Here is a 13,787-nt window from a genome sequence, read left to right on the forward strand (position 1 = left end):
AGGGTTCGAAAGAAACGTCAACTTTTGAGGGGAACATCTTGATATAGTGGTTATAGAAGCTTTATTTCCCTGAAATTAGGGAAGCGCTGTCAAGCCATAAAAGGTGACAATAGAGGAGGTTATTCCGTGGTATTGAATCGGCTGGGGGTACTGACAGATGAAGTATCGGCCCATTTCGAAGAAGCGCTGGACTGGTCTGCCGAGCAAGGCTTGAGGCATGTTGAAGTTCGGGTCATTAACGGGACCAATGTGGTGGAATTAAACGACAGTCAGCTGCTAGAGGTTCGTCGGCTGGTTGAGGAACGGGGGTTATACATTTCGGCCGTAGCCTCGCCTCTATTTAAGTGCAAGCTGGATCCTTCCAGACAGGCTGCACATGGAGATACCTTTGGCCAGCGGGAGGAAAGTCTGGATACCCACTTTGTCAAGCTCGAGCGCGTGGTTGAAATTGCAAAGCTGCTCGGCACGAACCGGATCCGCATCTTTTCCTTCTGGCGTGAAGAGAATCCATCTCTCTACTGGGGGGAGATTATTCGTCAGCTGCGGAAAGCTGCGGAGATTGCGGAACGTCACGGCGTCGTGCTCCTGCTGGAGAATGAGCCGGCCTGCAACGGCGGCTTTGCCGAAGAGGTTGCGGATCTTGTTCGCGGCACCGGTTCCCCGGCCTTAAAGGGATTATGGGATCCGGGTAATGAAGCCTACGGCGGACGCGAGGCTTACCCGGCGGGTTACGCATTCATGAAGGATGTTCTGGCTCACATTCATCTGAAGGATGCCATCATTCGGGAGGACGGGACAGCACGCTGCGTGCCGCTTGGGTCCGGAGTCGTGCCAGTGATTGCACAATTGAAAGCCTTGCTGGCCGATGGATACGATGGCCTGTTTACCCTGGAAACGCATTTTATTCCTGAAGGCGGTACGCAGATGACCGGTACTCGTATGACGCTGGATGCGCTCCGTGCCCTGCTGAAGGAGGTATAAGCCGATGAAGACGTGGAATTTCGGGATCATTGGCTGCGGCTCCGTCGCGGATTTTCATATCCAAGCGATACATGATATCGAGGGTGCGCATTTAGCCTGCGTTTCCAACCGCAATGAAACCAAGGCGAAGGCGGTTGCAGAACGAGAGAATTGCGATTGGACGAATGATTATCATGCCTTGATTGAACGCGCGGACATCGATATTGTGTGCGTAACAACGTCGAGCGGCAGCCACGCCCGCATCGGACTTGATGTGTTGAAGGCAGGCAAGCATCTTGTCGTTGAGAAGCCAATCGCCATGAATGTGCAGGATGCAGCCCAGCTTGTCCGCAGCGCAAGGGAGCGCGGTCTGCAGTTCTCCGTTATTTCGCAAAGGCGCTTTGAAGCCCAGCATCAAGCGGTCAAACGGGTGCTGGAGGAAGGCGCGATCGGAAAGCTGCTGTTGGCCGAAATCTCGCTTCCCTTCTATCGGACGCAGGAGTATTACGACAGTGCAGAGTGGAGAGGCACTCTTGCGGAGGATGGAGGGGCTCTGATGAACCAAGGGATTCACAGCTTGGATCTGCTGCTCTGGTTCGCGGGTGAGGTGCGCACCGTCTTCGGACAGCTGGCTACCCAAACCCATGCGATGGAGGCGGAGGATCTCGGACTTGCCATCGTGCAGTTCAAGAACGGCGCCTTCGGTACGATCATGGCTTCGACGAGTATTCAGCCCGGCTTTGCTGCCTCGATTAATCTTTATGGCGATAAGGGAACCATCAAGCTGGAAGGCTCCTCGATCGTCCATTGGTCAGTCCCAGGCTGGAAGGAGCCAAGCGGCATTCATTCCGCTTCATATGGCGGGGTGACCGATCCGAGGAGCATCGCAAGCGATTTCCACCAGAGTCAGCTTATTGATGTCATATCCTCGATCGAGACCGGTTCTTCTCCGCTTATTACGGGGGAAGACGGCTTGCGGGCCGTGCAGCTCGTCGAAATGATTTACAGAAGTGCGGCGGAGGGTGTTCAGCTTCGCGTAGACGCTCATACAGGAGAGGAGCAAGCGAATGGTTGACCAGCAGCCTGTGTTATCGAAAACCGTGGATTCTCTGAAGGTGCACGTGTATAAGGATCGAGCTGCTCTTGGCGCTGCGGCCGCTGCTGATGCAGCGAAGAGGATCCATGAGCTGCTCGCTGCGAAACCGGGCATTCGGATGATATTCGCTGCGGCCCCCTCGCAAAACGAGCTGCTGAATCACCTTGCTGGCAATCATTCGATAGATTGGTCCCGTATAACTGCATTTCATATGGATGAGTATATAGGATTGCCCAGCGATGCACCGCAAAGATTCAGCCGCTATTTGCAAGAGCATCTGTTCGATCGGGTCAAGCCCGGCAACGTACATCTCATTGACAGCTCAAGTACCGTAGAGGATGAATGCGCCCGTTATGCCAAGCTGCTGAAGGAGGCTCCTATTGATATCGTCTGCTTAGGGATCGGGGAGAACGGACATCTCGCATTCAATGATCCGCCCGTAGCCGACTTCAATGACCGGGAGGTCATCAAAGCCGTGGAGCTGGATGACGCGTGCCGCCAGCAGCAGGTCAATGATGGCTGCTTCATGGATTTCGCGGATATTCCGACGCATGCGTTAACACTCACCATACCCGCTTTATTAGAAGCGGCTCACTTGTTCTGCGCCGTTCCGGGACCGACGAAGCGTCAAGCCATCGAGCGTACATTGAACGGTCCGATATCCACGGCATGTCCGTCCACGATTCTGAGGAAGCATACGGATTGTACGCTATATGTGGACCGTGATTCGTATGGAGGGTGAACAGACGATGATTAGAGCTATTCATTATGCAACAGGTGAACCGGTCACGATATCGATGGATCAAGGAATCATCACGAATCTGGCGCCGATTTCAGAGACGGAGATAGGCGATGCAGGCTTGCCGTTAGCTGCCTCTGGACTTGTCGATTTGCAAATTAACGGATTTGCCGGTCTGGATTTCAACCGGCTGCCGATGCCGGATACCTTGCTGGGCGATGCCATTCGCAAGCTGTGGAGCCAGGGCGTGACGGCTTGTTATCCGACCGTCATTACCAACGGGGCGGAGGAGATACGGGCCTTGCTTGCATCGATCGCACGCGCTTGTGATGAGGATCCCGTAGTGGAACAGGGGATCGCGGGGATTCATCTGGAGGGACCCTTCATCTCTCCTCAGGATGGCGCCCGCGGCGCACATGGTCTTGAATACGTAAGAGCCCCGGATTGGGAGCTGTTCTGTGGATGGCAAGCCGCATCCGGAGGGCGCATTAAGATCGTAACCGTATCTCCCGAATGGCCGGGGAGCGCCAGCTTCATCAGGCAATGTACCGACAGCGGTGTCACGGTTTCGATCGGACATACCTCCGCGACTTCGGAACAAATACAAGAGGCTGTTGATGCAGGAGCGCGAATGTCCACGCATCTGGGCAATGGCGCGCATCTGATGCTGCCGCGTCATCCGAATTATATTTGGGAGCAGCTAGCCCAAGACCGGCTGTCGAGCTGCGTGATCGCGGACGGCTTCCATCTTCCGGATCAGGTGCTCAAGGTCGTGCTCAAGGTGAAGGGAAAGCAAGCGCTGCTGGTGAGCGATGCCGTTTCCTTGAGCGGCTTGGAGGCCGGTACGTACACGACCCATATTGGCGGTCAGGTGGTGTTGACCCCGCAGGGGAGGCTGCATCTGGCGGAGAACGAGAACATCTTGGCAGGCTCGGCACAGATGCTGCTGGCCGGCATTGAGCACTTGACCGGTCGCGGCCTTACAGCATTCGACGAGGCGTGGGATATGGCTTCAATAAGACCGGCCACAGCTATGAATCTGCCGTCAGCTGTTGGACTGCAAGCAGGGGCGCCAGCCGATCTCGTACTATTCCGCATGGTAGGCAGCCGGATCCAAGTCGAGCGAACGTATAAAAAGGGTGAGCGGGTTTACACGAAGCCCTAAGCCGAAGCATATGTAACCATTTGAATCCACCGCTTCGCAGGCAAAGTGTTCATATGACCGCTGAGTTTCACAATACGAAGCAAGTTTTGTTTCATTTCGCTCCTGCGGAAGCGAAGCATCTACAAAACTTAGCGTATGCTTACGAAGCAAGTTTTGTTTCATTCCGCTCCTGCGGAAGCAAAGCATTCACAAAACTTAGCGTATGCTTACGAAGCAAGTTTTGTTTCATTTCGCTCCTGCAGAAGCGAAGCATCCACAGAACTTAGCGTATGCTTACGAAGCAAGTTTTGTTTCATTTCGCTCCTGCAGAAGCGAAGCATCCACAAAACTTTTAGGAGGTATAACATGAAATTTGCGGCATTCAGCGGCGTGCTTATCGATCACAGCATTCAAGAAGCGATGCAATTAACGAAAAAATTAGGGCTCGACGGGATTGAAATTGCCGGTCGTGAGCCGCATCTCTCTCCTTCTACCAGTGGACCGCGTGTGAAAGAAATGAAAGCGGTGGCCGATAGCTTGGGCTTGGCCATTCCCGTCATCGCCTCCTATACGGGAGGATTCGCCACGAGCAGCGATAAAGAATGCGGACAAACCTTCGACGATTTTCAGCGTATGCTCCACCATGCCGGCGAGCTTGGCGCCTCCAAGCTGCGCGTTTCGCCAGGAGGACCGAATGCCTTCTTAGCTCAGCCTCATCACTTTGCCAAAGCAGCGTATTGGATCGATCGCTGCGCTGCAGAAGCGAAGGCGCAGCAGATCGATATCATTATGGAGATCCATAACGGTTCCCTGGTTGAGACCGTGGAGAGCAGCTTGCATCTGCTGAGCATGCTGAAGCACGATAATGTCGGCATGATCCACGACGCGGGCAATATGTATATTACGGATACGGATTATGGCCGTGATTCGGTCTATCAGCTGGGCAAATCTCTCTTTCATGTACATGTGAAGGATGAGCTGCGAATCGAGAAGGCAGGAGCGCCGGGTTCTTTCGTCGATTTGACGCATCGCGGCGAGGAGCATTTTCTGCAGAGCCGAATGGGTGAGGGAGGAGCCGATCACCAGCCCTTATTCGACGCTCTGAGAGAGACGAACTATCCGGGTTGGATTACGCTTGAATGTCATGCCCCGTTTCCGGCTTATGAACGCTTGGAGCATGATTATAAGCAGGTCAAGAAGCTGCTGGGCCGATCTTAATATCGCAAGGAAGATACGCTAAATAATGGTTGTTCCTTCGGGCGGATTGAAATATGCTAGATGCAAGACTAGCTTTCGACTGGTGGTATTGTCATGGATACTCATTATTTTCGGAGCAGGGATCAACTCAGTCAGGAATTTCCGTTCAAAATATTACGCTATACGAGTCAGCTTCTCAAGCAGCCGCTGCACACGCATGAATATATTCAAATCGCTTACGTGCTTAAAGGCGTGTGCAACCATCAGCTTCGCGGCAAGTCACTGACGGTGAGCAGAGGGGACATCTTCGTCATATCGCCCGGTACCGAGCATGGCATCAGCGCAATTGAAGATAAAGAATACGAGATGGTGCTGCTGGACTTCATGCCGATTCTTGTACGCGACCAATTGAAGCCGCCATTCTCCGATACGCTGCTGCCTCTGCTTCAGCAGCCGGAAGACAGCAAGAATTCGCCCCTGCACCTGTGGCTCCATATCAGCAAGAGCAAGCAGCTGCTAGTCGAACACCTGCTGCAGGATATTCAGGATGAATTCGAGCACCGGGAAGCCGGATATGAATTCGCGGTGCGCATAAGCCTGATTAAGCTGCTGATCATGATTGACCGCGAATTTCGCAAAGGGAGGCGGAAGCCGGCACGGCAGCCCTCGCTTGCGAATCAGCATCCCATTGATGAAGTCAAACGGTATATCTATGATAATTTCAGCCAGGACATTCCGCTGGAGCATGGGGCTATGATTGCGAATATGGCACCGGCCTACTTCAGTCATATCTTCAAGAAAGAAACCGGTCAAACCTTTATCGATTTCATGAACGAGGTGCGGATCGAACGGGCCATGGAGCTTATTCGTCAGGATTCACATACGATTACGCACATTGGCTTTCAGGTAGGCTTTCATCACCTGAGCCATTTCATCCGAACCTTCAAGAAGCGCACCGGGATTACGCCTACAGAATACAAGAAGACGTTTGGTACCCCAAAAACCTAATGTGGAAAGAGGGTTTTCTAGAGTGAGCCAGAAAGTGCTGAAGGTTGGAATTATTGGACAAGGTCGCAGTGGACGAGATATTCATGGCAATTTGCTCGCACAAATCTCAGATTACTATACGATTACCGCTGTTGCCGACTCTATTGTTGAGCGCCAGGAGCTCGCGAAGAAGGAATACGGCTGCAAGGCTTATTCCAGCTGGGAGGAGATGGTGGCCAATGAGGAACTCGATCTGATCGTCAATGCTTCGCCAAGCCATATGCATTATCCGATCTCCCTTGAATTGCTCAACCGCGGCTACCATGTTCTGTGCGAGAAGCCGCTGGCTAAGACAGCAGAGGAGGTCGATCGCTTGATCGAAGCTTCCGAGCGGTCTGGCAAGGTATTGGCTGTATTCCAGCAGTCGCGCTATCTGCATGCATTCGTGCAGATGCGTAAAGTCATTGAATCTGGTGTGCTGGGTCGAATCGTTCAAGTGAATTTCTCGCTGAATGGCTTCGCGCGCAGGTGGGATTGGCAGACGCTTCAGAGTAATAACGGCGGTAATCTCATGAACACGGGGCCGCATCCATTGGATCAGGCGCTTCAGCTATTCGGAACGGATGCGATGCCTCAAATCACTTGTATTATGGATCGTGCCAATACATTCGGTGATGCGGAGGATTATGTGAAGCTGGTCATGAGAGGGCAGGGCCGGCCGACGATTGATCTTGAAATCTCTTCGACATGCGCATACGGCCGCGAGCAGTTCAACGTTCAGGGGACGAACGGCGGGTTGAAGGGCTCGAGCCAGGAATTGGAATGGAAGTATTATAAGCCAGAGGAAGCTCCTGTTCAGCAATTAACGAGAGAGCCGCTCTTCAACAGCAATGGATTGCCAGCCTATTGCCATGAAACCTTGACCTGGCATACGGACAACTGGTCGCTGTCTCTCCCGGAAGGGAAGTCATCCTTCGAGGATATAACGGAGCAGGTGTATATGATGCTGTACCGCCATATTAACGAGGGAGCCGAGCTGGAGATAACGCCGCAGCAGGTTCGACAGCAGATGATGGTCATGGAAGAATGCCGCCGCCAAAACCCGCAAATTTATGGTTAGTCGTTCAACTTAAGCTGCAATAGGGTTATCTCCATATAGAAGAAGAGACGCCGAGGGATTATAGCCCCGAGCGTCTCTTTCTTCTTTTATGTCTCATTGTGGATCAAGAAGCTGTTGATTATTTGTCATCGGTCAAATGATTGTACTTCTCCTTTAAAAATGAGATATTAAGGCTAATACGAGGGCTTTGGAAAGGAGAAAACATGGAAAGAAACAAAGTCACATTTGAATCCATTGACGAGTATATTTCTACATTTCCTCCTGAGGTTCGGGAAATTCTGCAAACAATCAGAAAGGTAATACAAGAGGCGGCACCGAATGCAGAGGAGAAAATAAGTTACCAAATGCCTACCTTTGCTTTGCATGGCAATCTGGTGCACTTCGCCGCTTTTAAAACTCACATCGGATTTTATCCTGGAGCTAGTGGGATTGCTGCATTTCAACAGGAATTATCGGCATATAAAGGGGCCAAAGGGTCCGTACAATTTCCTATAGACAAGCCCATGCCATATCAATTAATGAGCAGGATCGTTCAATTCAGAATTGATGATAATATTAAACGAGCAGAAGGCAAGTTGAAGAAGAAACAGAAGCCGCTGCAATGACCCTATGAGAATTGGAAAGGACGGGTGTATGTCATGAGCCGAAAAATTGGATACGTCACGATCTTAGTAAAGGATTATGATGAAGCAATCGCCTTTTACAAGGACATACTAGGGTTTGAGATCCTGGCGGACAACGCCTTTGGAAATGGAATGAGATGGGTAGCTATAGCTCCTTCCGCCAACAATGAGACCTCTATTGTCCTGGTCAAGGCCGATACAAGCGACAAGCTCGCGAGATTGGGAAGCCAGGCGGCCAACCATGTATTTCTTGTCATTCATACAGATGATTGCCGCCGCGATTACGAAGAAATGAAAGCACGAGGCGTTCATTTTTTCGGTGAACCCAGTGATGTCCCGTGGGGAGTCGAGGTCGTCTTTGAGGATCTATACGGTAATCGATTTGATCTGGTTCAGCATAACGGATTCTAGACAAAACGACGCATGGCAGCAAAGCCGGCTAAGGCTTTATAAGAATTGAGGTGGTACTCGAATGGATGCCGAACAACTAAGAGCAAAGCAATTATTTACTTCGTACCAAGGAAACACCATTCGTATGCATCGGGCAGGTGAATATGAAGAATATAAGTCCTATCAGGTCTCAGAACAGACGGAAGCGGAATGGATTCAAGAAATGATTGATAGCTACACGAAACAATGCTCCATACGAGATTGGGAGGCTGTTTCACACCTTGAGTCTATGGCGAGAGATTTTAAAGATCCCCGGATTTTAAACAATGTCGTACGCTTTGCATCCAAGCATATCATGAGTGCGGACAGCGTTGTTAAACTTATGTACGTCGAACATATAATAAATATCGTCCGCTCATTAAAAGGGGTTCTCTCAAAAGAATTATTATATGAGACCTTACACACTTCCAAACAAATTCTAGATGATATTATATCGAAACCGCTGATTATTGATCCTGGTCATGAACTTGTCTTGTACAACATGAAGGACAAGAGGTCATTAAATCTTCGGGCGAATAACAGCATGGAGGCATTGAAAAGCTTTCTGAACTAGGAGAACGAGCGCGGCAGAAGTTATCCGAAGCGATGCTGTACGAACAAAATAAACCGTTCAAGGGAAGAGCTTGAGCGGCTTATTTAGGTTTCTTAGTGAACTAAGATCAGCCTTTTGATATCGTCCTCACAAATATATTTTCATCAGTCCGACCACCGCCGCCATCAGGCAGGACTCAGGTACTGAATGTCGAATTTTATTACTGGTAAAATTTTGCGATAAAATTTGTAGCGCTAATTTGTTTCGGATGAGGGGAGCATTGCTAGAGAAGCTTGATTGATATGGATTTTTAACACATGAGAGGGATGATTCCTATTCGTATTTCAAGGCAATCAATGAAGAGGTTACTTTTGATTTTACTGAGTTTTATTGTAATTATTTCTGGCAGTCTCTCTATGAATCTGGTTGGAGATCGCGTATATGCAGCGGGAGGCACGATTACATTCAGTGGGCCGACGGGAGATGTATTTGGTCCTGACAACATTGCCACAGATGGTGAAGGCGGTTCAACGGATATTCCTGGCATTACGATACAAGTGTTTGGAATCGATAACACAGGAGCAATGCTTAGTCATGGGAAAATGTATTACTATGACGGCACAGATCAGAACTGGCCGGGATATCCGCCCTTAGTTATGTGGGGGGAGGAAGATGGAACGACACCACCTTCTTATGGGCTGGCTATAAAATCTGCCGATGGATCAAACTTTAAGTTAAGCTCGGTCAATTTTTTGGATTGGGGCTTCTACGACGGCGATCAGTACGCCATCGAAGTTTTTGATAATGGTATATCGAAAGGAAAGGGTACATTTTCCGGGAATTTGGTTGACAATTATATTGCCCTGAATCATTCATCAATATTGACCTCGACATTCGATAACATTGACGAAGTCAGGATTTATAGAAATTCAGGGACATCCGATTCCTATGTTTCAATTAATGATATTGTCATTGCTGACGCGGTTTTACCTGACACCACGGCACCGGATCTCTCTGACGTTGGAAGCAGCAGCATAACCCAATCTGCCGCAACCGTAAGTGCCACGAGCAGCGAAGAGGCCACGATGTATTACGTCATTACGACGAGCTCGACGATTCCTTCAAGGGAACAAGTTATAGCAGGTCAGAATCAAACGGGAGCGGCTGCTGTCAAGTCTGGTAATGGAGCAGCAATAGCGGGCACAGCCAAAAGTTTCACTATAACCGGACTTACTGCTGGAACACAATATTATTATTATATTGTTGCAAGGGATAACAGCACTAATACGAGTACGGTCAGTAACGGGGATTTTACAACGCTTGTCAACACCTACACGGTCACGTTCAAGGACTGGAATAACACCACGCTGAAGTCCGAGACAGTGAATCATGGAAGCGGCGCAACGGCTCCGGAGAATCCGGCGCGGGCGGGCTACACGTTTACCGGCTGGGATGTAGGGTTCGCGAACATTACTTCCGCGTTGACCGTAACGGCGCAATATGAGGCGAATGAGTATACGGTGAGCTTCGATAGCACCGGAGGCAGCGTGGTGGATGCCATAGCGGCGGACTACGGCACGCAGATTCTGGCTCCGGCTGCGCCGACGCAAATCGGCTACGCCTTCGCAGGCTGGTACAAGGAAGCCGCTTTGACGAATGAATGGAATTTCAGCGCCGACACGGTGCCGGTTAACGGCATTACGCTGTATGCGAAGTGGATGATCAACACCTACACAGTCACGTTCAAGGATTGGGATAACACCACGCTGAAGTCCGAGACAGTGAATCATGGAAGCGGCGCAACGGCTCCGGCGAATCCGGCGCGGGCGGGCTACACGTTCACCGGCTGGGATGTAGGGTTCGCGAACATTACTTCCGCGTTGACCGTAACGGCGCAATATGAGGCGAATGAGTATACGGTGAGCTTCGATAGCACCGGAGGCAGCGTGGTGGATGCCATAGCGGCGGACTACGGCACGCAGATTCTGGCTCCGGCTGCGCCGACGCAAATCGGCTACGCCTTCGCAGGCTGGTACAAGGAAGCTGCTTTGGCGAATGAATGGAATTTCAGCGCCGATACGGTGCCGGTTAACGGCATCACGCTGTATGCGAAGTGGACAGCGGTATATCACGTTACGTATAACGGCAATGGCAGCACGGGCGGCAGCGTACCGATTGACTCTATGGAGTATGAATCGGGTGACGTGGTTACGGTAATCGGCAATACCCATTCATTAACAAGGTCTGGCTTCAGTTTTGCAGGGTGGAACACGCAATCTGACGGGAACGGCACCAACTATGCCGCATCAGATATCCTCGGGATAAGCAATACGAATGTTACTTTGTATGCGCGATGGAATATCGTTCCCTTCATGCCGGCGATCACGAACCCAACCGTAACGGAGTCCAACTCGACAGGTGTTGATGTACTTGTCAACGGTAAGGTGGAGAGGCTGGGAACGGCAAACACAACCAAGGTGAACGGTCAGACAGTGACCACCATTACCCTGAATCAGGGCAAGTTAGAAGAAAGACTCAAGAATGAAGGCCGAGGCGCAGTTATCACGATTCCGTTCACCGCCAACTCGGATGTTGTGATTGGGAAACTGAACGGCCTTATGCTCAACAGCCTTGAGAAAGGTCTGGCGACTGTCGTCCTTCAAACAGAGAACGGCAGCTACACACTGCCAGCTCAGCAGATTAATATTCAGGCCATAGCCGCTCAATTTGGGGCAAATACGGATTTGCAGGATATTAGCGTACAAATTGAAATCGCAGCATCGACAATGGAAACCATGAAGATCGTGGAGTATTCCGCATCTAATGGCAATTTCACCGTTATTGTTCCGCCGCTCAACTTTACGGTTACAGCAACTTATGGAGACCGTTCAATGGAAGTGTCCGGATACAATGCGTATGTCCAGCGTTCAGTTGTCATTCCGGATGGCGTAGATCCGAATAAAATCACGACCGGGCTAGTTGTGGAGCAAGACGGGGCTGCTCGTCATGTACCGACCAAAGTCGAATTTCATGAAAGCAAGTATTACGCTCAGTTAAACAGCTTGACTAACAGCACCTACGCGGTTGTGTGGCACCCGCTCGAGTTCACGGATGTTGCCCAACATTGGGCGAAAGCCGCAGTGAATGATATGGGATCGCGAATGATCATAAGCGGCATCGGGGATAACCTGTTCAACCCGAATCAAGATATTACACGAGCGGAGTTCGCAGCGATCGTCATTCGCGGATTAGGGTTGAAGTTGGGGAGCGGACCGGCAATATTCGCCGATGTGAAGAGCTCGGATTGGTATAGCGACGCGATTCAAACAGCCTATTCTTATGGCTTGATCACCGGATACGGAGATGGAACGTTTCGGCCGCTGGATAAGATTACTCGCGAGCAAGCCATGTTGATCATCGCCAAAGCAATGAAGATTACTGGTTTGCAGATGAAATTGACCGAAGCATCGATTGAAACATTTCTGAATCCGCTCGTGGACGCGTCCGATGTATCCGAATGGGCCAAGAGGAGTGTCGCTGACAGCATACAGTCAGGGATCGTTTCAGGAAGAAATAATACCCGCCTCGCTCCGAAGGCAAATATGACAAGAGCCGAGGTTGCAGTTATTATTCAGAAGCTTCTTCAGAAATCGGATTTGATTTAAAAGGGGCATTAACCAGCCTCTAAACCAGCCTATTTCCGTGCGAAGAACAGCACCCCTTAGAACTGACATTGGAATAAACCTTTGGTTTATCCGGTGAAAATCTAGGGGGTGTATTTTAATCTCATTTATCCTTAGGCGCCTGCGAAAAGGCCTGACGGTAATCGCGCGGAGTCATATGCTTGATTTCTTTAAAAACACGGGAAAAGGTGCGAAAGGATTCGAAGCCGACGTCGAACGAAATTTCGGAGATGGTCATAGGAGTCATTAGAAGAAGCGTAGAGGCTCTTCGGATTCGCAGGGTGTGGATATAATCCGTGAAGCTGCGGCCCAGGTGCTTATTGAACAAACGGCTGATCGAAGCGGGACTTACGTTAAAAATAGCAGATAAGTTTTCCTGCGCGATATTGTCCAGATAGTGGGCATGCACATATTGAATGATTTTCCAGTCGTCGGATTTCAAAGATGAAGGCCGGGGGTCGGCATCAATCGATGAGGGAGCGGCGTGTGAGCGAACATAGATCAACAGCGCTTCGATCAGTTTTGAGCGAATCGAACTGTTACGGCCAATTTCGGAATTCCGGTATTCCCGGTATATATGCGAACAGGCCTGCTTCATGCTGGCCGATTCATGGTCATCGAGATCCTTATGGGAAGGGAGTCTGTCGCCAACTTGCAGAAGAAGCTGGCCAAGCTCACTATCCGTCTGCGATTCAAAAATCAGGTTAATATCGAACATGCAGCAGTAAACCTGAAGAGGGGTATCCGGGCTGCTGTGAAATTCGTGCAGATGATGCGGGAGCAGAAAGCTGACAGACCCCGGCTTCAACGCATAAGGAACCCCGTTTAAGATTTCCGTTCCATAGCCCTCGATTACATAGGAAAGCTCAACAAAATCATGGTAATGCAGCGGTATGTTCTGAATAGTATTAAACAAACAGTAGAAGGGGATTTGTCCTTTATTGATGTTGGCAAAGCTGAGTGAATCCATATACTCCGGATAAACGGTCATGAGACGGACCTCCCTTCATGAACGATAGTACTATGATGCAGGGGAAACTTCCAGCACTATTTCAATGCGCAAAATCTGTCATGTTTCTTGAAAAAATGGCCGAACTCCAATTGCCGAGGGCATTATGATCAAGGATGAAAGGCAGCAAAGCGGGTTATTCACAATCACTGAACTGCGCTGCTCGAACTACGATCCGCGATACTCGTCATGATCGCTCCCGCGGCGGCTGTCCGGATCGCAGGGTGGAGTGCAGCGAATATCGCAA

Annotated in this window: 12 protein-coding genes; 11 read left to right on the plus strand and 1 reads right to left on the minus strand. The window is 50.3% G+C overall.

Annotation, left to right across the window (positions count from 1 at the left end; all coding sequences use genetic code 11):
* Nucleotides 1-126 precede the first annotated feature (126 nt).
* From NNL21_RS18295 to NNL21_RS18345, 11 genes are all read left to right on the plus strand, one after another.
* Nucleotides 127-981: a sugar phosphate isomerase/epimerase family protein gene (locus NNL21_RS18295; RefSeq protein WP_204818654.1), complete on the plus strand. Its 855-nt coding sequence runs from the start codon at nt 127-129 to the stop codon at nt 979-981.
* 4 nt (nt 982-985) lie between these two features.
* Entirely contained in the window at nt 986-2,035 is a 1,050-nt protein-coding gene (locus tag NNL21_RS18300) for a Gfo/Idh/MocA family protein (protein ID WP_204818655.1), read from the plus strand.
* Nucleotides 2,028-2,798 (plus strand): glucosamine-6-phosphate deaminase, encoded by a 771-nt coding sequence (locus tag NNL21_RS18305; RefSeq protein ID WP_204818656.1) that lies wholly within the window; start codon nt 2,028-2,030, stop codon nt 2,796-2,798. The genes NNL21_RS18300 and NNL21_RS18305 overlap by 8 nt, the downstream gene beginning before the upstream one ends.
* 7 nt (nt 2,799-2,805) lie before the next feature.
* Nucleotides 2,806-3,960, plus strand: coding sequence for an N-acetylglucosamine-6-phosphate deacetylase (locus NNL21_RS18310; protein WP_204818657.1), 1,155 nt, complete (start codon nt 2,806-2,808; stop codon nt 3,958-3,960).
* A gap of 345 nt (nt 3,961-4,305) precedes the next feature.
* A complete protein-coding gene (locus NNL21_RS18315; RefSeq protein ID WP_204818658.1) occupies nt 4,306-5,157 on the plus strand; it encodes a sugar phosphate isomerase/epimerase family protein in 852 nt (283 codons plus the stop codon).
* A gap of 93 nt (nt 5,158-5,250) precedes the next feature.
* Nucleotides 5,251-6,144, plus strand: coding sequence for an AraC family transcriptional regulator (locus NNL21_RS18320; RefSeq protein ID WP_204818659.1), 894 nt, complete (start codon nt 5,251-5,253; stop codon nt 6,142-6,144).
* 22 nt (nt 6,145-6,166) lie between these two features.
* Entirely contained in the window at nt 6,167-7,243 is a 1,077-nt protein-coding gene (locus NNL21_RS18325) for a Gfo/Idh/MocA family protein (protein ID WP_204818660.1), read from the plus strand.
* Between the two features lie 203 nt (nt 7,244-7,446).
* Entirely contained in the window at nt 7,447-7,848 is a 402-nt protein-coding gene (locus NNL21_RS18330; protein WP_204818661.1) for an iron chaperone, read from the plus strand.
* 33 nt (nt 7,849-7,881) lie between these two features.
* Complete coding sequence (locus tag NNL21_RS18335; protein ID WP_204818662.1) at nt 7,882-8,277, plus strand: VOC family protein; 396 nt, start codon at nt 7,882-7,884, stop codon at nt 8,275-8,277.
* 61 nt (nt 8,278-8,338) lie between these two features.
* Nucleotides 8,339-8,869 (plus strand): hypothetical protein, encoded by a 531-nt coding sequence (locus NNL21_RS18340; RefSeq protein WP_204818663.1) that lies wholly within the window; start codon nt 8,339-8,341, stop codon nt 8,867-8,869.
* A gap of 395 nt (nt 8,870-9,264) precedes the next feature.
* On the plus strand, nt 9,265-12,513 hold the full coding sequence (locus NNL21_RS18345) for an InlB B-repeat-containing protein (RefSeq protein ID WP_256555323.1): 3,249 nt from the start codon (nt 9,265-9,267) through the stop codon (nt 12,511-12,513).
* A gap of 121 nt (nt 12,514-12,634) precedes the next feature.
* On the opposite strand, the gene NNL21_RS18350 is transcribed toward NNL21_RS18345, so the two are convergent.
* Nucleotides 12,635-13,522 (minus strand): AraC family transcriptional regulator, encoded by an 888-nt coding sequence (locus NNL21_RS18350; protein WP_204818665.1) that lies wholly within the window; start codon nt 13,520-13,522, stop codon nt 12,635-12,637.
* Nucleotides 13,523-13,787: the final 265 nt, after the last annotated feature.

The organism is Paenibacillus mendelii (assembly GCF_024498075.1).
GTDB classification, from domain to species: domain Bacteria; phylum Bacillota; class Bacilli; order Paenibacillales; family Paenibacillaceae; genus Paenibacillus_Z; species Paenibacillus_Z mendelii.

What these genes read in the sequence shown, in the direction of transcription:
- NNL21_RS18300 (WP_204818655.1), top strand. Translation starts at nt 986, where the DNA reads ATGAAGACGTGGAATTTCGGGATCATTGGCTGCGGCTCCGTCGCGGAT.
- NNL21_RS18305 (WP_204818656.1), top strand. Translation starts at nt 2,028, where the DNA reads ATGGTTGACCAGCAGCCTGTGTTATCGAAAACCGTGGATTCTCTGAAG.
- NNL21_RS18310 (WP_204818657.1), top strand. Translation starts at nt 2,806, where the DNA reads ATGATTAGAGCTATTCATTATGCAACAGGTGAACCGGTCACGATATCG.
- NNL21_RS18315 (WP_204818658.1), top strand. Translation starts at nt 4,306, where the DNA reads ATGAAATTTGCGGCATTCAGCGGCGTGCTTATCGATCACAGCATTCAA.
- NNL21_RS18320 (WP_204818659.1), top strand. Translation starts at nt 5,251, where the DNA reads ATGGATACTCATTATTTTCGGAGCAGGGATCAACTCAGTCAGGAATTT.
- NNL21_RS18330 (WP_204818661.1), top strand. Translation starts at nt 7,447, where the DNA reads ATGGAAAGAAACAAAGTCACATTTGAATCCATTGACGAGTATATTTCT.
- NNL21_RS18335 (WP_204818662.1), top strand. Translation starts at nt 7,882, where the DNA reads ATGAGCCGAAAAATTGGATACGTCACGATCTTAGTAAAGGATTATGAT.
- NNL21_RS18340 (WP_204818663.1), top strand. Translation starts at nt 8,339, where the DNA reads ATGGATGCCGAACAACTAAGAGCAAAGCAATTATTTACTTCGTACCAA.
- NNL21_RS18345 (WP_256555323.1), top strand. Translation starts at nt 9,265, where the DNA reads ATGAATCTGGTTGGAGATCGCGTATATGCAGCGGGAGGCACGATTACA.
- NNL21_RS18350 (WP_204818665.1), bottom strand. Translation starts at nt 13,522, where the DNA reads ATGACCGTTTATCCGGAGTATATGGATTCACTCAGCTTTGCCAACATC.